This window comes from Streptomyces drozdowiczii, from assembly GCF_026167665.1.
Taxonomy (GTDB): domain Bacteria; phylum Actinomycetota; class Actinomycetes; order Streptomycetales; family Streptomycetaceae; genus Streptomyces; species Streptomyces drozdowiczii_A.
Window position 1 is genome coordinate 1598447 of sequence record NZ_CP098740.1, and the last position, 25245, is coordinate 1623691.

The 25245-nt window shown below is 66.1% G+C and carries 18 protein-coding genes and 3 pseudogenes; 13 read left to right on the forward strand and 8 right to left on the reverse strand.

Annotated features, from left to right (window positions below):
• Positions 1 to 49: 49 nt before the first annotated feature.
• From NEH16_RS07010 to NEH16_RS07015, 3 genes are read right to left on the reverse strand one after another with little or no spacing between them, the layout of a single operon-like run.
• Positions 50 to 976, reverse strand: coding sequence for an ABC transporter permease (locus tag NEH16_RS07010; RefSeq protein ID WP_265540174.1), 927 nt, complete (start codon positions 974 to 976; stop codon positions 50 to 52).
• Positions 883 to 1134 carry an ABC transporter permease gene (locus NEH16_RS33645; RefSeq protein WP_308286025.1) on the reverse strand — a complete coding sequence of 84 codons (252 nt, stop codon included), beginning with the start codon at positions 1132 to 1134 and terminating at the stop codon, positions 883 to 885. Before NEH16_RS33645 ends, NEH16_RS07010 begins: the two co-directional genes overlap by 94 nt.
• Positions 1131 to 1721: an ABC transporter permease gene (locus NEH16_RS07015; protein ID WP_265540176.1), complete on the reverse strand. Its 591-nt coding sequence runs from the start codon at positions 1719 to 1721 to the stop codon at positions 1131 to 1133. The genes NEH16_RS33645 and NEH16_RS07015 overlap by 4 nt, the downstream gene beginning before the upstream one ends.
• Between NEH16_RS07015 and NEH16_RS07020 the strand changes: the two genes are divergently transcribed.
• From NEH16_RS07020 to NEH16_RS07030, 4 genes and pseudogenes are all read left to right on the forward strand, one after another.
• Complete coding sequence (locus NEH16_RS07020) at positions 1704 to 2375, forward strand: methyltransferase (protein ID WP_265540178.1); 672 nt, start codon at positions 1704 to 1706, stop codon at positions 2373 to 2375. The two genes, NEH16_RS07015 and NEH16_RS07020, sit on opposite strands and share 18 nt — an antisense overlap.
• Positions 2376 to 4074: 1699 nt before the next feature.
• Positions 4075 to 4281: pseudogene (locus NEH16_RS33840) on the forward strand (helix-turn-helix domain-containing protein); the annotation flags it as partial.
• A gap of 66 nt (positions 4282 to 4347) precedes the next feature.
• Positions 4348 to 4809, forward strand: a complete 462-nt coding sequence (locus tag NEH16_RS07025) for a hypothetical protein (protein ID WP_265540179.1) — start codon at positions 4348 to 4350, stop codon at positions 4807 to 4809.
• 225 nt (positions 4810 to 5034) lie between these two features.
• Positions 5035 to 5879, forward strand: a pseudogene (locus NEH16_RS07030) (IS5 family transposase).
• A 1143-nt stretch (positions 5880 to 7022) separates the two neighbouring features.
• Here the strand turns inward: NEH16_RS07030 and NEH16_RS07035 are convergent.
• Positions 7023 to 8054, reverse strand: a complete 1032-nt coding sequence (locus NEH16_RS07035) for a tyrosine-type recombinase/integrase (protein WP_265547091.1) — start codon at positions 8052 to 8054, stop codon at positions 7023 to 7025.
• 181 nt (positions 8055 to 8235) lie between these two features.
• Positions 8236 to 8439 carry a helix-turn-helix domain-containing protein gene (locus NEH16_RS07040; protein ID WP_265547093.1) on the reverse strand — a complete coding sequence of 68 codons (204 nt, stop codon included), beginning with the start codon at positions 8437 to 8439 and terminating at the stop codon, positions 8236 to 8238.
• A gap of 1138 nt (positions 8440 to 9577) precedes the next feature.
• Here NEH16_RS07040 and NEH16_RS07045 point away from each other — a divergent pair.
• Entirely contained in the window at positions 9578 to 10075 is a 498-nt protein-coding gene (locus tag NEH16_RS07045) for a class I SAM-dependent methyltransferase (protein ID WP_265547094.1), read from the forward strand.
• Positions 10076 to 10189: 114 nt separating this feature from the next.
• Here the strand turns inward: NEH16_RS07045 and NEH16_RS07050 are convergent, their stop codons facing one another.
• Together NEH16_RS07050 and NEH16_RS07055 are read right to left on the reverse strand one after the other, a co-directional pair.
• A complete protein-coding gene (locus NEH16_RS07050; RefSeq protein WP_265540181.1) occupies positions 10190 to 11227 on the reverse strand; it encodes a DNA sulfur modification protein DndB in 1038 nt (345 codons plus the stop codon).
• Positions 11228 to 11610: 383 nt separating this feature from the next.
• Positions 11611 to 12141 (reverse strand): hypothetical protein, encoded by a 531-nt coding sequence (locus NEH16_RS07055; RefSeq protein ID WP_265540183.1) that lies wholly within the window; start codon positions 12139 to 12141, stop codon positions 11611 to 11613.
• Between the two features lie 616 nt (positions 12142 to 12757).
• Here NEH16_RS07055 and NEH16_RS07060 point away from each other — a divergent pair.
• The 5 genes from NEH16_RS07060 (at position 12758) to NEH16_RS07080 (ending at position 20725) form a co-directional block, all read left to right on the forward strand.
• The gene (locus NEH16_RS07060; protein ID WP_265540184.1) at positions 12758 to 13960 is read left to right on the forward strand and encodes a cysteine desulfurase family protein; all 1203 of its coding nucleotides are present in this window, start codon (positions 12758 to 12760) and stop codon (positions 13958 to 13960) included.
• A 61-nt stretch (positions 13961 to 14021) separates the two neighbouring features.
• On the forward strand, positions 14022 to 15128 hold the full coding sequence (locus tag NEH16_RS07065) for a DUF4007 family protein (RefSeq protein WP_265540186.1): 1107 nt from the start codon (positions 14022 to 14024) through the stop codon (positions 15126 to 15128).
• 2 nt (positions 15129 to 15130) lie between these two features.
• Positions 15131 to 18736, forward strand: a complete 3606-nt coding sequence (locus tag NEH16_RS07070) for an ATP-binding protein (protein WP_265540188.1) — start codon at positions 15131 to 15133, stop codon at positions 18734 to 18736.
• Positions 18733 to 19569 (forward strand): phosphoadenosine phosphosulfate reductase family protein, encoded by an 837-nt coding sequence (locus NEH16_RS07075; RefSeq protein WP_265540190.1) that lies wholly within the window; start codon positions 18733 to 18735, stop codon positions 19567 to 19569. The genes NEH16_RS07070 and NEH16_RS07075 overlap by 4 nt, the downstream gene beginning before the upstream one ends.
• A 304-nt stretch (positions 19570 to 19873) precedes the next feature.
• Positions 19874 to 20725 carry a phosphoadenosine phosphosulfate reductase gene (locus NEH16_RS07080; RefSeq protein ID WP_265540192.1) on the forward strand — a complete coding sequence of 284 codons (852 nt, stop codon included), beginning with the start codon at positions 19874 to 19876 and terminating at the stop codon, positions 20723 to 20725.
• Positions 20726 to 20930: 205 nt separating this feature from the next.
• Here the strand turns inward: NEH16_RS07080 and NEH16_RS07085 are convergent, their stop codons facing one another.
• Positions 20931 to 21278 (reverse strand): hypothetical protein, encoded by a 348-nt coding sequence (locus NEH16_RS07085; protein ID WP_265540194.1) that lies wholly within the window; start codon positions 21276 to 21278, stop codon positions 20931 to 20933.
• A gap of 247 nt (positions 21279 to 21525) precedes the next feature.
• On the opposite strand from NEH16_RS07085, the pseudogene NEH16_RS07090 reads away from it, so the two are divergent.
• The 3 genes and pseudogenes from NEH16_RS07090 to NEH16_RS07100 form a co-directional block, all read left to right on the forward strand.
• Positions 21526 to 22397, forward strand: a pseudogene (locus NEH16_RS07090) (DNA cytosine methyltransferase); the annotation flags it as partial.
• Positions 22398 to 23017: 620 nt separating this feature from the next.
• Positions 23018 to 23455 (forward strand): hypothetical protein, encoded by a 438-nt coding sequence (locus tag NEH16_RS07095; RefSeq protein WP_265547096.1) that lies wholly within the window; start codon positions 23018 to 23020, stop codon positions 23453 to 23455.
• Between the two features lie 55 nt (positions 23456 to 23510).
• On the forward strand, positions 23511 to 25064 hold the full coding sequence (locus tag NEH16_RS07100; RefSeq protein ID WP_265540196.1) for a gamma-glutamyltransferase: 1554 nt from the start codon (positions 23511 to 23513) through the stop codon (positions 25062 to 25064).
• Positions 25065 to 25245: the final 181 nt, after the last annotated feature.

Consider the following 25245-nt stretch of genomic DNA (forward strand, 5'->3'; position numbering starts at 1 on the left):
GTCGCCGAAGCCGAGCCCGTTCTCGTAGACCGCGACCACCTCGGCCTTCTCAACGGTTCCGTCGCCGAGGTGCATATCGACGACCGCCCACGTCGACGCCGATCGTGCCAGCGACTAGGCGGCTGAGTGCAATCGTGGATCCGTTGAGACCGCGCAGATCACCGCGGAGCCGGTCCAGGTCCATGGTGTCCGGTAAGGCGGCGGGGTCGACGCCCTGCGCCGTGGTAATCCGGTACTGGATGCTGTCGCCATCGGGCCAGGTGAGGATCGTCGAGGTCCGGGCGACCGGGCTGACCGTGCGGACGCCGGGGACGCGGCGGAGATCGTCTGCCAGGCCAGGTGAGATCCCCGCACTGTCCGAGGTCACCACATGGTCGGCTTGCACGCCGTCGGCGGCCTGGTCGTGCGCGGCCGCAGCGAGCGTCGTGCCGCTGAAGAACTGCGCGGATGCCATCGTCACACCCATGATCAGCGGGGTTGTGGCGGCACTGAGCCGACGGGATCGGGCCCGCGAGTTGGAGATGGCGAGGAATCGGTTGGCGTCACCCGGACGACGGTCGAGCAGCGTCGCGACACCGCCGAACAGTTTGGGTCCGAGCAGGCCGACAGCCATCACCAGAACGAGCGCTGTGCTGGCGGCGCCGTCGATGTCCGACTCACCGGGCAGCGCGATCGGCAGCACGATCGGGGCGGTCAGGCCCCCGGGCACGAGCAGCGCACCGAGCGAGAGCCGGACCCAGCCGAGCTTCTTGGGCTCCACCGCCACGTCGCCGAGCGCCTCGACGGCACTGACCTTCGCAGCGCGCCAGGCCGCGAGCCAGCCGCCGATCCGGGCAGCGAGGATGCAGATCAGCAGGGCGGCCAGCACGGGCAGCGGCGTGATCACCAGCGAGAAGCCGGACGGAAGCGCGCCCCCGGCCGTGAACACGGTGTGCAGCAGCATGGCGAGCAGGACGCCGGGGACGGCGCCGAGCACAGCCCGATTCCGCCGACGAGCACGGCCTCGCCGCCGATCATGCGCAGCACCTGCCGAGGGGTGGCACCGACAGCCCGCAGCAGAGCCAACTCTCGGCGGCGCTGCTGCACCGACCGAGCCAGCGTGCCGGAGACCACGATGATCTCGAGCAGGATCATGGTGGCGCCGAACGCGCTGGCCACCTCGACACGAACGCCTGCATCTGCCCGACGTCGAGCGTCTCGACGTCGCTGCGGTCGTCGCCGGTATACGTGACCACGCCGGGAACGGCCTTCTGGATCCGGTCGGCGAGACCGTCCGCCCTGGTCCCCTTCGAGACCAGCACACCGACCGCGTCGATCTTTCCGGACGTGCCGTAGAGCCGCGCCGCCTGATCGTCCGTGAAGAAGACCGCGGACTGCCGGTCGAGCGAGGAATCGGGCTCGGCAACACCACTGACCCGGAACGACGTCGGCTTCGAACCGATCACCAGCGTCACCGTGTCTCCTCGTGCGAGCCCGGCCCGCTGGGTGAGGTCGCTGCCGAGTACGACATCGTGGGCAGCTTGCGGCCGGGTGCCCGAGCGCAGCGTGAACGGAGCCAGCGCCGCGGCGGACCAGCCGTGCCCGTACACGGGCGGCCCGTTGAGGACTGAGCCCTTCTTGAGGACGGCCGTACGGACGCTGATGTCCCCGACCGCGGATTCGGCACTGCGGCCGTACTCGACCGTGAGGATCCCCGCTCCCTGATGGGATTCGTCGAGCACCTGCTCGGCGACACCGCCGAGCAGTTCGGACGGCTGAGCGGCTACCTGGACACGGGCAAGGCCGAGAGTGACCGGGACAAGCCGACTCCATTCGAGGCCATCTATCACGACGGCAAGTCGGTGGGCCGATTCCTGAACGCGATGCGGGACCTCAGCTACCACGCGTCACACGAACTCGCTGCCCTGGCCGACTTGAGCGGCTCCCGGCAACTGCTCGACGTGGGCGGAGCGAGCGGACCGTTCTCTGTGGCCGCCCTGCACGCCTACCCACGACTGCGCGCGACCGAGTTCGGCCTTCCCCAAGTCGGTCCGCACCTGGCCATGCGGGCCACCGAGCACGAGCTCGGAGACCGGCTGGGCTTCGCGGCCGACGACTTCTTCCGCGACCCGCTGCCGACCGGCGACTGCTTCGCCTACGGCTACATCCTGTCCGACTGGACGACGAGACCTGCGCGGCTCTGCCGCGCACGGCGTAGGAGGCTGCCTGCCCGGCGGCCGGGTGCTGATCATGGAGCGGCTCTGCGACGACGACCGCGGCCGCTCCGCCCGCCACGGCCGTCCATGTCGGCCTGCAAGGCGGACACGAGCGCGTCGCGCCGCACCCGAGTTGCTCACAAACAGACGCCTGGCACCGGACCAAGCGCCGACCGATGACGTCACGGCGGTACGCGACCACGCCACATAGCTGCCACCCGAACAGGAAAGGACAGAGATCGAGGCGTGGCTCGCCTTCGCGGTCGCCCGCTCCAGCACCTCACCGAGTCCGCCGCAGCACCGAAGCTGCCCTCCCCACCCAAGCCGAGCGGTGACGACCTCAAGCGCTTCCTCGGCCACTGGAGCCCTTACGGATCCCGTTCCTACTGAGCCTCACATCAGGCGATATCGAGCACGGCGTCACCAAGAAGCGGCAAGGAAGGGGCCTCCTCAAGCCGTACTCGACGAAACGGCGGGTCAGCGGCCCTTCTCGGCCGGCTCCAGAATCGCCACGCACTCCACATGATGCGTCATCGGGAAGATGTGGACCCCTGGGGTGATGAACAAAGCAGCAGGTCAGAGCCTGTTTTCCTATGCTCCCCGAGGGGCCGTGCGTCAAACGAGCGTCACCAGCGTCGGCGTGCGCCACGGGCTAGCGCCACGCTAGCTGCGCCGCCCTCCAGGGGTGTTTTGGCCAGGGTAGCGGAAACGTGTACGGCGCCGCCGGCCACACACGGAAAGGAGTGTGGCCGGCGGCGCCGGGGAAACGCGATGGGCGAGGTGGGCGAGGGTTACCTACCGTCACCGACGCGAGTATCCGTGGTCGGGTTCGGCGTGGCCCCCTCTGGAACGATCACCGCAGCGGCACCGGCCAAAGGGGCGGGCGGGCGGCGCACCGGCCGGGCCTCTGAGTGGCCGCCAGCTGCGTGCTGGCGGGAACGGACGGTCGCGTAGTCGACCGCACCGACCCAGTCCAGGTCGTCCTCTGCATCCGCCCGGGCGAGCAGGGCGGCGAAGACACGTTCCCACGCACCGTCGATCGGACACATCCACAGCCTGCTGTGGGCGCCCTTCCAGGAACTGAACCTCCCCAGGGGCCATCCACGCGTCCTGATGCGGCACTTGAACGCTATCGCGTCAATCACCTGCCTGTGCTGCTCCCGCCACCGCCCACCCCGCTTCGACGTCTGGTCCGACGACAGCGACTCAACCCGCGCCCGCTGCACGCCAGTCAAACGGTCAGGGGCCCGCGCCGGGGCCTGACCTGCAAGATCCACCTCGCCGGTGGCGGTGCCGGTTCGGTGCAGCAGTCAGAACTGCGAGATCGCGAAGGTAGCATGAGCAAGGCCAAGCAAGTGATGTACACCACGACAGCTCCCTTGACAGTTCAGGGAGGGCGGCATCCCTGCCTTTCCCTACCGAACGCTCTCACCTGCTGTTTCTTCTCTCAGCAAGACGAACTCCCCGCGCAGCCAAGAGGGATTGTTGCGGTCCAGGTGCTAGACATCTGCACAACAATGAGTGTGGCGCCGAGGCCACAAGCGTGCGGAATATAGGCCCCGGCGCCGCAATCGGACGCGGCTGCAAGAACAGCCCACAGGTCATCGAGCTGTGGCGGAAGGGAAGAACTGTCATGTCAGTGAATCGGCCGTCCCGTTTGGACTGCGTCGTCCACGGAGCTGCTGAGGCACCCGCGTTCCCGAGTACGCAGGTCGTCGTCGTAGTAATCGTGGCCATGACTCTGGCTACGGTCCTAGTAGCCCTTGGGCACGCGGTGCCGGATGCGTTGCAGGTCATCGGCGGAGTCGCCTTGATCTCCACGCTGTTCACCGTCCGCGGCCTCAACCCGATTGCTCACCGACTCCGAGTGTGACGTCAAATGGGACGTAAACCCAGGGCGTTGCCGAGGGAGCCCTCTCCCCTTGTGGAACTAGCTAGTTGGCTGCGAGAGCAGCGGAAGCGAACGGGAATGACCTACGCACAACTAGCCGAGCGCATCGAGTGCAATAAGTCCACTCTCAGCAGAGCAGCCAATGGCACGGAGCTTCCATCACTCAACTTGGTGGAGAGGTATGCGATGGCCTGTGGGGCTGACCTGAATATAGGTAGACGATTACACTGGCAGTGTTTGAGAGAACTGAGAATCAGGCGCATGCTGAGGGAAGAGAAGCCAAAGAGGCCGGACATGGTGGTGACACCAACCGACCTTTGGAACGCGCTTGTGTCGGTGTATGCACTATCGGGGCTCACGTACCGAAAAGCCGAGCAGAAGGCAAAGCACCTCGCCGAGCAGGGAGTGCTCGCTCACCCGATCAGCCGTGCCAGCTTTCATAATTTTGTCACCCGGAGAACTCCTCTGACGCGGCGGATCATGTTGGCCGTCATCGCGGTCAGCGATGTCCCGCAAGATGAGTGGATCTTCTGGGAGTCGGCATGGCGTAGCGCGCGGATGGAGTTCGTTCGCTCGGCCGCTCGGGACGGATCGCCTGCCGCTCGCGAATATCTGGAGCAGCAGCGCGAACACCTTCCGAAGGTGTGGGGATCCCATGGAACAACTGATCCCTTGAGTAATGCGGCTCGGAATGTGGCGAGTCTGACCCGGATGCAAATCTGACTCGTTTGCTGAAAGACTCCGGAGTTGCGGTGCCGGACATGGCGGCATTAAATACAGGGGCCCTCGGCCGAACACCGAGGGCCCCTGCGTGTATGTCGTTGACCAAACCATCACACAGCCCTGTTCTCCGAGGGCTTCACTCAACGTGTTGTATGCCTGTACCTCAGTAGCCAGCCGCCCCTGCCCTAGGCCGTTTCTTTCAGATCATCTGATCGTTGGTCTGGTGTGTCGTTGACTGACGCCCAGTGGGCACGCATCGAGCCGTTGCTGCCGGATCGGACGCCGAGGCGGGGTGGGCGGTGGCGGGATCACCGGCAGGTGATCGACGCGATCGCGTTCAAGTACCGCACCGGGACACCGTGGATGGACCTGCCCGAGCGGTTCGGGTCGTGGAAGGGCGCCCACAACCGACTGCGGAAGTGGGCCATCGACGGCACCTGGGAGAAAGTCTTCACTGCCCTGCTGGCCCAGGCTGATGCCGAAGGTGACCTGGACTGGGTCGTCGCGGTCGACTCGACCGTCGTCCGTGCCCACCAGCACGCCGCCGGGCCCCGTCAAAAGGGGGCCCGGCCGGCGAGCCGGCAGACCATGCCCTCGGTCGATCCCGGGGTGGACTGACCACGAAGATCCACCTGGTCGCAGATGGCGTTTGCCGACCGCTGGCGTTCGTCATCACGCCGGGCCAGGCAGGTGACGCACCCGTCTTCGAGCAGGTCATGGCCCGGTTACGGGTGCCCAGACGAATCGGCCGCCCCAGGGTCACGCCGGACATGGTCCTGGCCGACAAGGCGTATTCGTCCCGGGCGATCCGCCTCCATCTTCGACAGCGGAAGATCCGGACGGTGATCCCGCAGCCGGCGGACCAGGCAGCCAACCGCAAGCGGCGCGGTCGGCTCGGCGGCCGTCCCCCGGCCTTCGACCGCGAGACCTACAAGCAGCGCAACACCGTCGAGCGGTGCATCAACAAGCTCAAGCAATGGCGCGGTTTGGCCACTCGGTACGACAGGACCGCAACCATCTACCTGGCCGGACTGCACCTCGCCGCCATCTTCATCTGGTCGGCGAGGTGATCCGAAAGAAACGGCCTAGGCCGACGCCATCGACATCCCGATCCTCTTCCGTAACGGCCCGGGTGGTCGGACCAAGGCGAATGGCGCCAGGACGATCTCCCTCCCTGGTTGGACCGCCCGCACTACGCCGCGCGGGAGATCGCGGCCCGAATAGCGCCGATGGACACCTACATGGACCTCCATGACAGGCCTCACCTCCACGACTCCAACGTCAGCCGCCGCCTGACCGCGAACATCGTCCTGCAACAGGGCACGGAGTCCAGTGCCCGCGGGGCGTTCAGCTACCGGATGGGCATGACCATGGCCGAATGGGCTTGCCGTTCCCTCATGGGCCTGAGCCAGACCTGGCACATCGAAAACAAGTGGCTTCAGGGGATCACGGACACCGCACAGAAGACGAAGCCGGTCAAGGGCCAGAAGAACCCGCGGCCCGACCTGTGGGGTCGGCAACACCAAGCCGAGAGCTGCTACTGGCTGATCGAGGCCAAGGCCAGCGACATACGGCCCGGCCGGCTCGATCGCGGCTGGGAGCAGCTGGAAGCCGGCTGCACCGTGGTCCACCCTCACGGACTGGACCACCGCTTGGTCCTGTGCGGAACGGGCCTCAGGCGCCACGCGAGCCCGAAGAACGACCTGTTCGTCACGATCCGCCATGAACACCGCCCCGGCAAGTCCGACACCCCCTCCGGCGAACCGACCAGCGCGGCCCCCTCCCCAGGGGGCCGCAATCCGCGGAGGCGAGCTCGACGAGGACGAGAGCGGAGCCACCCTGCTGGACGTCGCCCGCTCCCAGATGCTCCCCTTCCTGGCCCTGTGCGCCGGGGAGATGGCCTCGTTCACGCTGCTGCGCCTTGTGCCCGTCGCCCGGGAACGCGCAGAGCGCCGTCGAGAGTCGGGCCTGCTCACCCTCATGGAAGGCGACCAGGCGACCCGCGACCGGCGCGATGCCCTCCGGGAACGAAGTGGATCCCCCTCCGACGACACAGCACAGGAGGTGGGCCTGGAGAGCTTCCTCACCGCCCGCATCCCCGGCACGGAAGTCACCCTCGGCATGTCACAACCGGCTCTATGCCGCCTGCGAAACACTGTGGCCGGCGGCGCCGGGGAAACGCTACGTGCGAGGCGGACGGGCGTTGCCTACCGTCACCGACGGCGAGCATCCGTGGCCGGGCTCGAGTTGGCCCCCTCTGGAACGATCAGTTGGGAGTCCAGCCGCTGCCACGCTCCGAGGACCGCTTGGTGAGCATCGGGGGCGAGGTGCGCGTACCGCTGCGTGGTCTGGTAGCTCTCGTGCCCGAGCAGGTGCTGCACCTCGTACAGTGACACCCCCTTCTGAACCAGCCAGGACGCACAGGTGTGACGCATGGAGTGCGGCGGGTAGTGCGGAACCGGCCGGTTCGTCCCGTCAGGTTCTGTGTAGTGCGCGCGCTTGACCGCGGGCCACCATGTCTGGGTCCGCCAGTTGCCGTCGTCGAGCAACCGACCGGACCGGCCCTTGGTGACAGTGGTGAAGACAACTCCCGCGCGGTCGCGCCCGCGCATGTGGCGGGCAGGGGCGTCGAGAACGTGCTCGGGGATCGGGACCTCGCGGCGGCTCTTCGAGCTCTTCGGGTACTCCTTGATCCCTGACTTCGTGTTGACCTCCACGACGAACAGCCGGCCCCGCCGCCAGTCGATGCGGTGCCCGTGGAGGCCGGCCAGCTCTCCCCACCGCAGGCCGGTGTAGAAGGCGAGCAGCGCCATCGTCTGCCACGGCTCTTCGAGCTCATCGAGGATGGCTTGGGCCTCCTCGACGGTGAACCACTGCGGCGGCTTTACCGCCTCCCGGGGCAGGTCGATGCGCCTGCAAGGCGTCACGGAAATGAGATTCTCGTCGACCGCCGCTCGCATGATGGAGGACATCAGGTTGTAGGCCCGCCGGATCGCCGAGGCCCCCTTCTTGTCCACGACCAGCTTCCGGACCCAGGACTGCGCGTCCAGGCGGGAGATCGCGCGCACTTCCCAATCAGACCAGTACGGAGAGATATGGGTACGTATACACGAAGCGTCCCCTCGCTGCGTATGGGGTTCCACGACGCGGGCTTCCCACCAGCGGTCGTACCACTCCCCAAACTTGATCTTCCCGGCCTGCGGATCCTGATACGCATTCCGGCGGAGTTTCGCTTCCTGGTCCAGGCCCCACTCGCGGGCCTGCGACCGAAGGGGAAACGTCTCAGTGAACCGCTCGCCAGTATGGTTTCTGACAGTGGCCTGCCAATTTCCGGAGGCCAGTTTGCACAGGTACGGCATATTCCCTTTCCGATTGTCTTGGGCATGACGACGGACCTCGCCACAACACGTATGGGTCGGGCTCAGCTCAGCGCCAGAGGGAGGCGGCAGTGCGCCGCCGGACCAGTTCATGCACGTCCCTGCTCGGGATGCGGACACGCGAGCGCTCGTTGCCAGTGCGCAGGTCCACAACCGACAGCTCACCCGAGGAGATGTACCGGTAGACAGACCTCCGGCTGATGTCGAGAATCTGGGCAACGTGGGGGGGGCAGAGAGCAGGTTTTTCGCACATGGTCGGGGCTTTCACTTCGCCCTGGGCTTCCGACGACGCCTACGCAGTGACTGCGCAGGGCACGGTTCGGGCCGCAGCGAATATGGACAAGGAAGCCCGCACCACGCCACAGCCAAGGAGTCGGCGCGAACTACGTCAATGGTCTGGAGAACCCCCGGTTTGGCTAACCGGGGATCGTCGGTTATATGTATGCCGCCACGCGGCGCCGTCCAGAGGGGTCAGGTGCCCAACCAGTGACCGCAGCGATCGCCATTGGGCTCGTCTTCAGAAACCACAATCCCGTCGCTGACAAGATGGTCGAGGTTTCGGGTGACTACCTTCTCCGAGCCCGCCGCGCGAGCACCCTGTCCGGCACTCACGCACGGGCTCGCGGCCACGCGGGCGAGGACCACTCGATGCTGGCGTAGTCATCTTGGAGAAGGTCGTCGGCGAAGAAGCCAGTCGCACAGACACAGGGGCGAGCCGGGGCGGTGATGCCGCCTTGGTCAGGGGCGGGCGCGCACCGCCTGCCCACAGCGCTGAGGGTGATCAGAAGGGGAGCCGTCAGGCGCAGAGAGACGAGAACGGGCTTGGGCAGAGGATCTCCTGAAGCGCTGGCGCAATCGAGGGGGCAGCGAGCCCGACAGCCGTGTAGAGCACCGGGGCCTTGCTGACCTGTGGTTTTCGGGGACGTTGTACGTTGACATCGTCCCGGCGAGCATTCCAGTCCTTCGCGGCTCTTCTCCGTCTGCCAAGGGTGAACCTTCCGAGCGGGGTGGTGATTGGTGCCTCGAGCGGGAAACTTGCCACAGGATCGGGCCGGCCTTGGCACGATCACACGCATGACGCCACACCCCCTCCTTGACGTCACCCAGGTCGCCGCAGTCGACGCCTATGTTGCGGTGGACGCGGCGGGCCCATCGATGGCGCGTCCCTAGTTTCACCGCGGCCGAGAGGCGTGAAGGATGTCGATCAAACGGGAGACGGCAGGCAGCCGGAAGGAGTACTGGAAGTGCACGGTGGAGTCGGGCGAAATGAAGCGCAGCTCCGAGCGCTGCGCGCCGGGACCGAGGGATTGGCCAGCCTGTACGAGCAGGTCACCTTCGATGAGGTGCACCGCCAAGTGCTCCACCTGATTCCGGTAGAGCCAGCGAGAGTCTTGGAGATCGGAGCCGGTACTGGGAGAGATGCAGCCGCCCTGTCGGCCCGGGGACACACAGTGGTTGCGGTAGAGCCCTCGGATGAGTTCCGAGGCATTGGGCAGCGCGTCCATGCCGGTCACAGAATCCAGTGGGTGAACGACAAACTGCCTGAGCTAGACACCCTGGCTCGCCTGAATCGGCCTTTCCAACTGATCATGCTTACGGCCGTGTGGATGTTCCTTCACGAGGGCGAGCGAGATCGCGCAATGAGCAGAATCCAAGAACTGCTAAGTGAAGGCGGCCACCTCGGTGTGGTACTGCGCATCGGACCGGTGCCGGCTGGCCGAGGAATGTTCCCAGTATCTGCGACGGAGACTGTATCTCTCGCCGCCGCTCGAGGGCTCAGCCTAATTCACGAGAGTACCCAGGCCGACTCGCTCGGGCGTCCGGACGTCACGTGGAGCAACCTCTTCTTCGAGAAGCCTGCACTTGCAACGTCAGACGAGACACACTGATCTGCTCTTCGTGCAGCGAAGTTGACCTTCAGGCGACGGCACATCGAGACACTCAACTCCCTGAGGCGGGGCAACGATCACATTGCCCCGCCTCAGGACGACGCGTCCCAACATTCAGGGGGCGTCAACCGACGGCAGATTCTTGGCGAGCTCGTCCGCGGCAATCGGGTATCGCTCGTTCTTCACGGTTCGGTACGTCCTCATCGCTCGGTCGATCTGCGCCCTGGAGTTGGGCGCCAGATGAGCCAGCAAGAGCTCAAACAGGGCAGTGTTGTTGTCCTTGGCGGCGATCATCTTGCCCTTGCGACTGGCACTGTCAGGCGTTTCCTGCCAGACAGCGCTGAACGGTGGTGCAGACATTCGCCATTCCAGCTCGGACAGTCGCTCCAGCAGGCGCGGCCAGTCAAGGAGCCCCTGGTCAATGATGTGCCGGGCAGCACGCGCAACCTGTACCTGCACAGCAGGCCTCATGAACGGATGACCTTCGCCGTCGCGGCCCTTCGGGGCACGCAGCTCCTTGGGCGCCGACTGTGCCTCGTAGCGTTCACGCATGTTGCCGCACGCCTTGAGTAGCTCGTCGATGCGCACGGCCAGATCGTCATAGCTCTCATCGAGGACGTCGTCTGCCGCCCGCTGCGACGTCTTGCTCATACTGTCGTGGAGTCCGAACCCGAGATCGGTGAGCAGGTCGTACAGCACACCGATCGTCGTCCAAGCGGTACCGGTTACTCCCACTTGGCGGGTGGCGAGCTTCAACTCTCCGTCTGCGCCGACCTTGCTGAAGACCTGAACCACGCCGTCCTGCCGCAGGAACTCGTGATCGTCGAGAAGCCGGCGGGTCAGGATCGCGAAGCCGTCGTCCTCATCCAGCGCGATGTTCTCCTGCGCTGTCGTCTTGACCGCATTGCGGTTGATGTTGGTGAAGAGGCGACGCGTGCGCCTCCGACCTTCTTCGTTGTCGAAGTGGGGCACGACGATGACGCTGATGTCTTCTCGGCCGAGCTCAGGATTGCGCTTCACGGCATCCTTGATCGCCTTCAGCCGGTGCTGACCGTCAAGGGCGAAGAACTGGTGGGTGCCGTCGAAGGTGAGGACGCCGAAGTTGCCATCCATGCCGGACAGCACGTCGCTGTTCTCAGCCGTCTTCTCCATTTCCAGTGGGATGTACTCGGGCGCACCCCCCACGCTGCAACGATGATGGCACCCAGGAACCGGTTCTCGTTCGTGAGCAGGTAGTTCGTGATCTCGGTGGTGCGAGCGCCTACACCGCGCTGGATCATCGTGCCCAGGTCCTGGTTCCCACCCAGGTCATGAGCGAAGTTGATCTCTCGCGCCACTGCCGCGTAGCTCATGAGGCAGGAGTAGTACGTCCAGTTCCCAACCTTCGCTTCGAAGGCAGGAACCCACGTCTTGGAGGGCATCGTTTTCTCTTCCTACTGTGCGGTGATCAGGCTGACCAGGCGGAACGGGGACTACCGAGACGGGCTCGAAGCTTCGGCCGGCCGCGGTCGTTGAGCGGGGGTTGTACAAGCGAATCAGCCTCTTCTCCAGCCCTCGATCCGGCTGCGCTCGGGAACCGTGGCGCACCAGAACTCCAGTGGCCGCAGCGAGAGATACCGGGTGAGACGCTGGTTGCGGTTCTCGGGCTCGGCCTGGGTCCAAAGATCCTCCGGATTGCCCCGCAGGTGGCGTCGGTAGTCCTTGTACCGCAGCCGGATCGTGTTGCCACGATCGTTGTTCGATGCACCTGCTTGCCCGATATACAGCAATTGCGGGAAGCTGCCGTGCGTGGGCATCGTGCCAACGTGGAACTGGAACGGCGGCCGCCAAACGAACATGTAGAGCCCAGGATCGTCGGGCAGGGCCGGCGACAGCTCCTCCGTCGCCTGGTGGATCTCCCAGGGGCTTGCAAACTCTCGCAAGTCAGAGGCGAGTTGCTCAGAGTTCGTCGCGTCCAGCATCCGGAGCAGACCCACCTCGATCTGCAGGGCGGGGCTGTCATCCTCCCGGTACCTCTGAACGACCCGAGTGAGTGCGTCCGTACCCGAGATGCTTGAACTGGTCATGCCTGACGAGCCCCCCATGGCGTCGTAGTGGTGATCGTCAGTTTGTCAGGTGCCACCGACAAGCCATCAGGGGATGACAGATATTGCTACCTTCAGGACAGCAGATTCACGCCACGCCGCCTCTACCGTGACGCCCCGGTCGCCCCCACCGGCAAGGCGGGGCAGCAGTGGGCGAGGACCACCCTCCAGACCCGGCCACCGCTCCGCCTCGCACAACGATGAGACTCTCGGCTTGATCGACCAAGAGGCACACACCCGAGCTGTTATCCACTAAATCGAATACACATTCGGGTACGGTAGGGAGGCTGGCGGAGATTCCTTGTGGCATCCTGCGAGCCACCACGCCGCTCCTGGTGGACGACCGACACGAGCGCTAGCCATCCGCCAGGAGTGCAACTTTCTTGCGGCAATGAGTGACTGTCTCAGAGACCGCGTGACCCTGGAAAGCGCAGGTCAGGCGTCTCTGTCGCCGTCAAACCGCAGGCGTTCACGCCAGCCTCAGCCGACCCTTATCCCCTCAAGCGGTCTCCGCACCCTCGGGGCGTTAGATAGGATCTCAGTGCACTCCTGGCGGAAGATGAGCGCGGCCCGAACTGAGCCGCCAGGAGTGCCCGAGGTGTACAGCGGCAAATGGGGGCAGAACATGGCAGGGGACCTGCAGGACGCAGACGTGGTGTACCTCGACTACAACGCCAGCGCTCCCCTACGGCCAGAGGCCCTCGAGGCGACGCTCAGCGCACTGCGAAGCGTCGGCAATGCGTCAAGCATGCACCACCCCGGCCGCGACGCGGCCACCCGGGTCGATGCAGCCCGCCGCAGCCTTGCTGACCTGCTGCATTGCACCCCAGGCGAGATCATCTTTACGTCTGGTGCTACAGAAGCAAACAACCTCGCTCTGCGGGCCGGCTACGCCCGCGGCGGCTTGCTGGTGACCACTGCTGCTGAGCACCTGGCCGTGGTTGAGACAGCCCGTACCGTCACATCAGAGCAGCCCGGCTCCCTGCTCATTCTTCCGGTCGACAGGGACGGCACGGTCGACCTTGAGCCTCTGGGTGCGGCGCTCGACAACCAGCGGGTGGCGCTCGTCTCCCTCATGCTGGCGAACAACGAGACCGGGGTGCTGACCGACCTGGCCCCGGTCTGTAAGGCCGCTCACGAGGTCGGCGCTCTGGTCCATACCGACGCTACACAGTTCGTTGGACGCCTCCCGCTCGACCTTGGGGAGCTCGATGTCGACCTGCTCTCCCTCTCAGCCCATAAGTTCGGCGGCCCGCAAGGTGTCGGTGCCCTCTTCGTGCGTCGCGGAACGCCCCAGCCGCACCGTCCACTACTCGTCGGCGGCGGGCACGAGCGTGGGTGGCGGGCCGGCACGCTCAATGTGGCTGGAATCACGGGGCTAGGGGCTGCTGCTCAAGCCGCTGGCCTACATCTCGCCGATGAGGTGGCCAGGGTCAGCGCATTGCGCGACGCCCTAGAAGCCGCTCTGACCGCCGAGATCGGCGACTGCTGGATCAACGGAGCCCGCGTTCCTCGCCTTCCGGGAGTAACCAGCATTACGTTCCCTGGCCTGCCTGCCGACGCAGTCCTCGCGGCCATGCCGCAGGTGGCCGCGTCCGACGGGAGCGCATGCTCGTCAGGAGCTCCTAGCCCCAGTCACGTCCTTCTCGCCATGGGGCACAGCCGTGACGACGCGGACTCCACTGTCCGCTTCTCCCTCGGCCACGCAACCACCGAACGCGACATCGAACGGGCCGCGGCGGCGGCCATCGACGCCGTTAGACACGTCCGGTCGGTCATGGCCGCGACGACCGAGCCCTGACCGGCGTTATCCCCACGCAGACACGTTCCCTCTCGATCTTGCTCTTGAAAGGCCCCCTCGCATGTCAGACAGCCGGCTCTCTGAAGCCGTGGAGCTCTCCTTTGGGCGCCACGAAACATTTGCCCCGCGTTTCGGCTGGCTACACAAGGCGTATATGCAGGTCAAGCACGACAGTGAGATCTTCCACCGCGAGGATGCTCCTGTCCTGCTCGGCGTGGGCAAGAACATGGTGTATTCCATGCGTCACTGGTCGAAGGCGTTCAAACTCACCAAGGAGCACCCGCACGAGGACCCCTCCTACCGGGCCTTGATCGCATCTCCGACCTGGCGGGCCCGGTGGCTGCTCGACGAAGAGGGAGCAGACCCCTACCTCGAGGACACGGGCAGCTTGTGGCTGCTGCACTGGTGGTTGCTGTCGAATGACACTGAAGCCAAGTGCTGGGCGCCGAGCTGGTACATGATCTTCAACCTGGCACCCCGTTCCCGAGTCACCTCGGCGGAGATGACCAGCTTCATCACGCGCTACGTCCACGAGAACTTCGAGGAGAAGGACTGGCCCGCTGGCGAGTCCATCTCGCGAGATGTGGAATGCATGATCAAGATGTACGCACTGGACCAGGAGTTCAACCCGCTGTCGCCGGGTAGCTTCGAGGACCTTCTCATGTCCCCCTTCCGTGAACTTGGCCTGCTGGAAGGCCAGGGCAAGGGCAAGGAGCGCGCCTGGCGCTTCACGAACGGATCGCGTTCGAACCTGCCGGCACCCGTTCTCGCGTACGCCTGTCTGGACTTCGCCGCGCGGTCCTCGGCGAACGCCGGATCCATCTCGCTGGCCCGACTCGCGCAGGACCCGGGATCTCCAGGCCGGGCATTCCGCATGCGGGAACCGGACCTGGCAAAGGCTATTGAATCTCTCGTCAGCGACCACCCGGACCTGCAGATCGTCTCGGCGCTCGGTCAGAGCAGCCTGGCCTTCTCCAAGGCTCCTCTGCCGCTTGCCTGGGACATCCTCGACGCACACTACGGACGCGTGCGCGAGCGCGAGGGATTCCCCACGCCCCAGGAATGGACCAAGAAGTACCCCGCGCTTGACGGCAACGCTCCCAAGCGGACGCGTAAGAAGATGCCCCAGCAGGTCGAGGCGCTGGACCTGATCGAGGAGATCGCGTAACCATGGCAACGAAGACCACTCAGCGCCCTCAGCAGGTTGCTCCTGTACAGCTGCCCGCGGGTATCTCCCTGGTCGGCTCGGAGCTGCGCTCCACCAACCTTGAGCGCGATGTCGAGGAGAAGCACCTCAACGACCCGTACGTGGGAGCCCGCGCGCTCGACGTACTTGATCGCGTCACCAACGCCGTGGCCAATCTCCGTCGCACGCGCGCCTGGTCGTTCACTGGTCCGTACGGTTCCGGCAAGTCCACCCTTTCGAACCTCTTCGACGCCTTCCTCGGCCACGACGAAACCCGACGTGCCGAGGCCGAGGCTGCGGTCAGGGCCAGCAACCCTGGACAGGCCGCTCGGCTCGCCCGTGTACGCGATGAGCTCAGCGACAAGGCAGGCTTCCTCGGCGCTGTTGCCACGGCTCGACGCGAACCTCTCGCCGCTACCGTGCACCGTGCTCTCCAGACCGCGGTCGAGCGCAAGTGGAAGAAGCGGGTTCCGAAGGAAATCGCCCAGGCGCTGGCCGCCTGCGCGGAAGGCAAGGTCCCGAGCCACGAGAGCATCACCAACGCCGTCGCGGCCCTGTGTGACCGGCACCCCCTGCTCCTGATTATCGACGAGTTCGGCAAGAACCTCGAGTACTCCGCCGCTGCCGGCGACTCGGGTAGCGCCGCGAGCGACGTGTTCTTGCTGCAGATGCTGGCCGAGACGGGCGCGGGCCCCTCGGGCATGCGGCTGTTCATGTTCACGCTGCAGCACCTTGCATTCACTGACTACGCGGCCCGTTCCAGCGCCATCCAGACCCAGGAATGGGCCAAGGTCCAGGGCCGCTTTGAAGACATCACCTTCGCTCCGAACCTCGGCGACGCAGTCCACCTGATGCGGCGGCGCCTCGACTTGACGGGCGTCTCGGAGCCGGGTCTCGAGCTCATCCGGCAGCAGGCCGACGCAGCGGCATACGCCTGGAAGCAGCACGCCCTGCGCGCCGTCGTGGATATCTCCGCGGAGATGTTCGCCGACCTCTACCCTCTGCACCCGCTCACCGCTGTCGCCGCGCCTCTGCTCGCCGCGCAGATCGGCCAGCACGACCGCAGCCTCACCGGCTTCTTGGCCAGCGATGAGCCGAACACGGTCCGCCGAGCCCTGGAGACCTTGTCGTCTGAGGCTCCTGAGCGGGCATGCACCATTCGCCTGCCGCAGCTGTACGACTACTTCTTTGCCTCAGGCCGTACGACCATCCTCGCCTCGACTAAGGCCAGCCGCTGGCTCGAGGTCGACAACCGTCTCAATGAAGCCCACGGATTGCCCACGGAGGACCAAGACGTCCTCAAGGTGATCGGCATCCTCAACCTCATGGACGCCGACGGTGCGTTGGGCGCTACCCCGCCCATGATCCAGTTCGCGCTGAATGACCCGACGGACGCACTCGACCCGGATCGCTTCACTGCTCTGCAGGAGCGGTTGGACAGGCTTGTCGAGGATGGCTTCCTCGTTCACCGTGCCTACAGCCACGAGTACCGGGTCTGGCAGGGCACAGACGTCGACATCGATGCACGGGTTCGAGAGGTGGCCACGCGCATCGCCCCGGCCGACGTCATGAGCTACTTCAGCAAGCACCTCGGGACTGTGCTCCCTGCGGCGGTCGTTGCTGGCGGACACAGCCAGCGCACCGGCATGTTGCGCTATTTCTCCACCGCGGTCAGCCACAAGAGCGAGAAGCTCAAGGGCCCTCAGGTTGTCCAGGATGCTGCGGACGGCCTGATCGTCTACCACCTTGGACCGCTGGAGACCCGGCCCGCGGTGCAGTCACCGCTGCCTGTGCTTATCGGCACCACGAAGAACCCGGAAGCCGTTCTGCAAGCTGGCATCGACCTCGTCGCTCTCGAGGAGCTCCTCGACGACGACACCATCGACCACGTCGCCACCCGCGAGATCGAGGAACGCGCAGCGCACCTCTCTCAGACCATCGGCGCCCGTTTGGACGAGGCGTTCAATCCCCTGAGCCCGCAGTCCAACTGGTACCTGTGGCACAAGGGGACCGAGGTCCAGGGTGATGACAGCGAGCCGGTCGAGGCGCGCAGCTACGCCAACCTGGCTTCCCAAGCGTGCGACCGGGTTTACCCGCACACCCCGCACATCCGCAACGAGATGGTCGGGCGCCACCAGCTCACGAGTAACGGCGCCCGTGCCCGTCGCGAACTGCTCACCTCAATGCTGCAGCGCTCTGGGAACCCCCTGCTCGGCTACGACAGGACGAAGTACACCCCCGAGCGGGCCATGTACCACGGCGTCCTGGAGTACCTCGGGCTGCACCGTGCCGCCGGCGAGACAGAGGCAGGAACCGACACCACCAGCATCCTCACGCACGGCCTGTCGCGCCCCGACCCTGAGAAGAACCCGAGCATCGTCAAGGCTTGGGAAGCCCTCGAGGAAGTCCTGACCGGCGCGAAGCAGGCCACGCCGATCGTCGACATCTACCAGCAGCTCATGGCGCCGCCCTACGGCGTCAAGGCTGGCGTCGTTCCCATCCTCGTGGTGACCGCTCTCATCCTGCGGGCTCAGGACATCGCCCTGTTCGAGGACGGCAACTACTGCCAGCGGCTGACCCCGGAAATCGTCGAGAGGCTCAACGTCCCCTACCCGGACCGTTTCACGGTCAAGGCCGCACCGACCGGCCGTGGACAGCGCCTCCTCGTCGTCAACAGCCTGGCCAAGGCGCTCAACGTCGACACCCCTCGGTCTCGCGCTGCTCGTAATCCCGCCCTGCTCGGGGTAGTTCGGGCCATGCTTGAGCGCGTTATGGTTCTGGAGCCCTACGCCCAGAAAACGCGTCGGCTGAGCACTGAGGCACTCGCGATTCGCGAGGTGCTCTCCCAGGCGACCGACCCCGACGAGCTGGTCTTCACCTCCCTGCCCGCAGCACTGGGCTTCGATCCGATCGGGGCCACGGCCCCTCGCGACGACGAGTCCGCCAAGGCGTACGTCGCCGACCTGACTGCAGCACTCGACGATCTCACCGGTGCTAGCGCTGCCCTGCGCCAGGAGGTTGTGGCCACGATCGGGCGCGAGTTCCGCCTGCCTGCCGAGATCACCAGCCTGCGCACGGGCCTCACCGAACGGCTGCTCGGTTTTGCCAACGCGCCGCTCGAGCTCAACCTGCAGGGCTTCGTCTCCCGCGTTCTCAACGAGAGCCTGCCGGACGAGGACTGGCTCGACCCGATCATCATCCGCCTGGCGAACCGGGCCCTCGGAGACTGGACTGACAAGGACGCCGCTACCTTCCCGCGGCAGGTCAAGGAGGTCGCCCGCGCACTCGACCGCGTGAGCCACCTCTACGAAGCTCACACGCTCACCGATGCAGCCAAGGAAGAGAGCGCCTCCCGGCAGATCGACACGCATCTGCTGACTCTCACCACCCCGCAGGGGACGGAAGAGCGCACCCTCATCCACGTTCCCAAGCAGTCCCGTCAGGTGGCCGACGAGCTCGTTGTCAGTGTCATCAGGCAGGCTGAAGAAGCACTGGGTCCCGACGGCGCACGAATCCTTCTCGCCGCCCTGGCCGAGCGCCTGGCCGTGCAGGACGCCGACGCGGCCCCGACGACGAAGGAGACGCTGTGACCGACACCAATAGCACGACTGGGAAGAAGCGCCACGTCCTCGGCCTGTCGGGAGGCAAGGACTCCTCCGCTCTCGCGATCCACATGCGTGACCGGGTGCCGGAGATGGAGTACTTCTTCTGCGATACCGGCGCCGAGCTGCCGGAGACGTACGAGTACCTCAGCCGCCTTGAGGCCGCCGTCGGCAAGCCGATCGTGCGTCTCAACGCGACCCGCGACTTCGACCACTGGCTCGAGGTCTACCAGGGCACGCTCCCCAGCCCACAGATGCGCTGGTGCACCAAGAACCTAAAGCTCAAGCCCCTGGAAGAGTGGGTCGGCGACGACGAGGTGATCTCCTACGTCGCGATCCGCGCCGATGAGAATCGCCTCGGCTACGTCAGCACCAAGCCGAACATCACCGCCGTCTTCCCCTTCCGGGAAGACGGCATCGACCGAGCCGGCGTCGACCGCATCCTCGACGAGGCTGGCATCGGTCTGCCCGCGTACTACGAGTGGCGCACACGCTCGGGCTGCTACTTCTGCTTCTTCCAGCGTAAGCACGAGTGGGTGGGGCTCAAAGACCGTCACCCGGAGCTTTTCGAGAAGGCCATAGCGTACGAAGAGAAGGTTAACTACCGGCGTACCGCTATGCAGGGCCGCGAATACACCTGGTCGCAGGGCGAGTCCCTGCACGAACTCATCGCCCGTCGTGACGAGATCGAGGCCAAGCACCAGGCGGCGCTCGACCGCGCGGCCAAGCGCGTGAAGCCGAACCGCCCCCTGCTCGAGATACTCGCGGATGCCCACGACGAGGACGACGACGAGGCCGGCTGCGCCGTGTGCCACCTGTAGAGCTCTCGCACGTTGAGGGGCCTTGCTGACTGCGGTCTACGCCGGCGTCAGCAAGGCCCTTTCTCTTTGGCGCGGCCGCCTCACTCCTCAGGCAGTCTCCTGCCCGGCGTGCCCCGCTCAGTGACCTACCCACACCACGGCGGATTTCTACCGGTTGAATAAAAATCCATCCCATCCAGGCGGGATTTGAAATTGCCAAATACCCGAGCTCGCCAGTAACTCAAGAATTCCATACAACTTGTCGTTGACTTCTCCCCCATACGTGGGTTTGGTTGTGTAGACCGAGACCACGGAGGGGCTGGACTTGACCGAATTTTCCGCTACGCACGACCTCGACCCGATTGCCGAACATGAGCCGCAGAGCGCACTGAGGGTTATATCGTATGGCGGTGGCGTGCAGTCCACGGCGCTTCTTGCCCTTGCAGCAGAGGGAGTAATCGACTTCCCCACCTTCCTGTTCTCTAATGTCGGGGACGACAGCGAGAACCCAGGGACTCTGCGATACATCAGGGAGGTTACCTCACCCTTCGCACGGGAGCACGGGATATCTCTGGAGATCCTGGAGAAGGTGCGGCGAGACGGTCGCACGGATACGCTCTGGCAGGTGCTGCACAGGCCGGCCGCGCGCTCCATACCGATCCCGGTCCGGATGGCCAATGGAGCTCCTGGACGCCGCAACTGCACGGCCGACTTCAAGATCAAAGTGATCTCCAAGTGGCTCAAGGCGCATGGCGCCTCAGCAGACAGGCCAGCCACTGTCGGCATCGGGATATCTGTCGACGAGATCCACCGGGCGAACAGACGACGGTCCGAACCCAATCGGAGGGTCTCCTACCCTCTGCTCGATCTCGGGCTGCGTCGCGAAGACTGTATACAGCTGATCAGAGAAGCCGGACTCCCCATACCTCCCAAGAGCTCGTGCTTCTTCTGCCCATTTCACACCGTCGACGAATGGCGAACGCAGCGAAAATCCGAGCCTGAGCTATTCAGCAAGTCGGAGGAACTGGAGAGGTTCATCAACTCTCGTCGCGCCGCACTGGGTCGTGATGACGTCTACCTCACACGGTATGGAGCCCCTCTGGGGACCGCCATTCATAATCCAGCCGCCGACGACCTCGGGGACGGAAACTGCGACTCCGGATGGTGCATGACGTAAGGGCTCCACGAGCGTGCCACTGAACTTGATCGGGTCGTGTCGTCAGGAAGGCCGCGGCCGCTGCCTCGGACAGCCACTTCCGCCTCCGTGCACCCGCTCGTCGATGCTTGGCATGCGGCAGCCGGAGAGTGTGCCAGCTCATCCCGCGACCCCTACGACGACTCGCCAAGTTCCCCGATGCGGACTCGCCGGCGAGCCCTGCACCTCAGGCTGTGCCGACCACGAGAACGTGCGAGGAGGCGTCCGCGAGCGCGCAGTGCTCGTCCGCGAGGCGGGCCGTCGCGATCGCGTCCGCGAGCAGCGCTCCCGCTACCTTCTGGCTCGCATAGCGGTCTGCCGCGACTACGTACACCCACCCCGGACCCTCGATTCCGTGCACGCTCACACCATTGAGCCCCGCCTCGGTGGCCTCCTCGGCAAGCTCAGCTGCGGTGTGGAAGTGAATCACCGTGAACCCCCTGCTGCCGTCGTAGGAGCCTGTGCTGATGACTTGCGCGACCTCACCGGCCAACAGCTCCGGGGTCAGGCCCGCGCTGACGGTGTAGTCCTGCATCAGGGAGTAGCGGGAGATCCCTGCGGCCGCCACCAAGCCGCCCGGCACCGCGACCCGCCGGGCCTCCCGGAAAGCCCTGATGCGATCCGCGGTCCGCCAGGTGGTAAAGCGGGCCCAACAGCAAGACCGCCTCGAAGCAATGGGCCGGGAGGGCTAGATCGCAGGCGTCGCCGAGCTCGGCTGAACACCCGGGCGCGTACGCGCGGGCCTGCTCGACGTGCTTGGGCACGGGATCTACGAGCAGCACCCCATGCGCTACCTCCATGCCCTCCACGCTGTCGGGGAGCCGGAGTGGATCGTGATGGAGGAGGTGCCCGACGTACTGCCGCTGTGGAAGCAGTACGCGGCCATCCTGAGGGGCTGGGGGTTCTCCGTGTGGACCGGGATCCTCAACGCCGCCAACTACGGCGTACCGCAGACCAGGCGCCGGGCCATCCTCCTCGCCTCCCGCGTACGGACCGCCGAACCGCCGGCCCCGACCCATGCCCAAGCGGCTGAGCCGGAGTCGCTGTTCGGGTCGGGGCGGGAGCGGTGGGTGTCGATGGCCGAGGCGCTCGGGTGGGGCGCGACCGACCGGCCAACCCCGACCGTGTGCGCTGGCGGTGGCCCGGGCGGGGGCCCGAGCCGTTCCCGTCCGGCGCTCGCAAGACCCTCACCGACGCCCGGAACCGTGGCCGGTGGAAACACCCCGCCCCCGATCGCGCCGCCCTCCGCTCAGGACATTGCCGCAGCCCCGCCAGTGAGACGGCCGCACGGCCGGGCTGGTCCTGGTCACTGCGCAGCAACAACCAGGCCAACGCCAACGTCCGCCCGGTCTCCGAGCCGGCCGGGACGCTGTTCTTCGGCCACCGTTCCAACGAGTGCGTGTGGGTCGCCGAGCCCGCTGGCGACGGGCCCTCCGCAGACGGTCTGAAGAGGGCGGTGCCGGAGGCGATCCGGATCACGGCCGCGGAAGCGGGCCTGTTGCAGTCCTTCCCCGCCGACTGCCCGTGGGCCGGCAACAGAAGTCAACAGTTTTCCCAGATCGGAAACGCCGTCCCTCCCCGCCTGGCCACGCACCTCCTCGCCCCGCACCTGGGCAAGATCCTCACCCGCGACGACTTCACCCTGGCCGCCTAATGCCCGACCCCACTGTCCCGGAGGCCGATTTTCGACCTCGACGACCTCCCGCCCGCGCCGCCCGTCCACCATGCCGAGCAGGCGCTCCTCGGCGCCCTCCTCCTCGAACCCGACCGCCTGAAGTCCCTTGTGGCCCGCTGGAGGCGTGGGACTTCGGCAGCGCTCTGCACGCGGCGGTGTTCGCCGCCATGACCGCCCTCACCCCACCCCGGCCGACATCCACGCCAAGGAGCCGGTCTGGCTAACGGCGGTTCTCAACAACGCCCAGCCCAAGGCGCGCGGGCTGACCGCCTCCTACCTCCACCAGCTCGTCGGCGCCTGCCCCCACCCCGTGCACGCTCCCTCGTACGCGGCGATGGTCCGCGCCGGCCAGGCCCGCCGGACCCTGCGCGGCCACGCGGAAATCCTCATCAACACCGCCAGCGACCCGATGCTGGAAGACCAGCCGCACATCGTCCTGGCCACCGCCGACAAGCTCGCCGCCCTCACGGAACACCTCGCGGGCCGCTTCCCCGCCCACTCCAGCCCCCTGCCCCGCACCAGCCTGCGCCCACCCCGAACAGCTCGACACCCTGCGCTGGCTGCAGCCGGACGACTTCGCCGTTCCCCCGCACGGCCAGATCTTCCACTGCCTGCGCACCCTCGCGCGCCACAGCGACCCTGTTGTCGACCCCATCACCGTGCTGTGGGAAGCCCAACACCAAGGACTCATCACCCCCAGCCTTCCCCCGGCCGACCTGCAAGGCATGCTCTCCGGCCCCGCCGCTGCGCTATGCACTGGGCCGAACGCACGCTGCGCCGGGCCCTGCTTGCCCGCGCCCACACCACGGGACTCCACGTATTCGCCTACACCGAGGACCACACGAACACCGTCCACCAGCTCATCACCGGCAGCCGTCGCGCCCTGGCCGACCTCCAAGCCGTCCACACCCGCTGGCAGCGGGCCACCCACTCCACGTCGGCCACAACACCCCGCTCCCAGGCAACAGCCACACCGCGAGCGAGCCCCCCGCCACCTCTCGTCAGATCCCCTTCCATTACGCGGGGGCACCCGATGACCACCCCCCTCCGATCCGGCCGGAGGCACGCCGGCCGGACCCTCTCAGGGGACGAATGGCAGAGTGGGATCTCGTGCCTTCGAAGAAACAGCATGACCAGCAACCCCTCCTCCACCCGGATGCCATCGACATACCGGTCCTCTTCCGCGACGGCCCGGGAGGACGGACCAGAGGTGAATGGCGCCGCAAGGATCACGCGGAGTGGACGGGCCCCGCCTTTCCTGCTTCCAACGGCTGGTATCTACCGACAACGACGTGGCGCGAGATCCTAAAGGCCGCCATCAACGTGGGGCGTGACCTTTCTCCTTGGCTGGACCGTCCCTACTACGCCGCGCGGGAGATCGGGGCTCGGATCGCGCCCCTGGACGCCTATCTGGACCTCCATGACGGGCCGCGCCTGCACGACTACAACGCTGGCCGCCGACTGACGGCGAATGTCGTCCTGGAGCAGGGCACTGAGGCCAGTGCCCGCGGGGCGTTGGGCTATCGGCTGGGCATGACCATGGCCGAATGGGCGTGTCGCTCCCTGCTGGGGCTGGGCCAGACCTACCACATCGAGGATAGCTGGCCCCTCGACATCGAAGATCCCGCAGCCAACACAAAGTCAGTCAAGGGCCAGAAGAACCCCCGTCCCGACCTCCACGGCTGGCACAACGGGGAGTACCTGCCCTGGCTGATCGAGGCCAAGGGCGGCGAGGGCGGACCCGAGGGACTGCAGCGAGGGTGGGAGCAGCTGGAGGGCGGATGCACCGTGGTCCACCCGCACGGCCTGGACCACCGCCTCCTGCTGTGCGGAGCCGCCCTGAAACGCGAGGTGAGCTCGAGGAACGATCTGTTCGTCACGATCCGCCATGAGCTCCACATCGGAGGATCCGCGGCCTCTGCCGGCACATGCCCGGGCAGCGTCCCTGGACCGGGTGACGGGCCACAGACAGCGGAGGCCAGCCTGGAGGAAGACGATCAAGGCAGCACCTTGCTGGATGTGGCTCGGTCCCAGATGCTCCTTTTCCTCTCGCTGCGCGCTGTGGAGATCGCGTCCTCCGCGAGCCTCCGCCTGGTGCCCGTTGCCCGGGACCGCCACAACCGCCGCGCATCCGGGTTGCTGACTCTCATGGAAGACGACCATTCGACCCGTGAACGCCGGGAGGCCCTAGCCAGGCAGAAGGAAAGCCCCTCTGATGGCAGCGCACGAGGACTGGGTCTGGAGAGCTTCCTCACTGCGCGAATTCCCAACAGCGAGGTCATTCTCGGCATGTCACAACGGCTCTACGCCGCCTGTGAGGAGCTCTATCAGGCAGACCGGGAGATTGCTGACCAGACCCCCGGCCTACGAGCCGAGGATCGCGTCACGGTCGGTTTGAGCGACGAGGCGATCGACGACCGCGCATCGTCTGCCCGCCGCGAGTACCGAGAACGCCAACAGTTCGAGCAGCCACGCATCCAGCGCAGAGTCCGCGACGCCTTCACAGCTGCGGAGGAACAGCGGCCCTGGGCATCGCGGTTGGGCGCAAACCCGGAGTTCACCCTGTCCCCCGGCACCCTTGAAGGCACCACGCCAGAGACCTACCTGGCCATCAACCCGGAAACGGTATTCCACCGCCATCGCTGACAGGTCGACTCCGTGCTGCGGCGCAAGCGCGTGGCTCCCCGGTCAGTCGAACCGGGGAGCCACCGGATTAGTGCGCGTGCACCGCCGCCACGAAGCAAACCGTCGGTAGGCGCCACCCCGCCGCACCGCACAACCTCACCCTCGTCCGCGAGTGGACATACTGAGACTCAAAGCTGCAGAC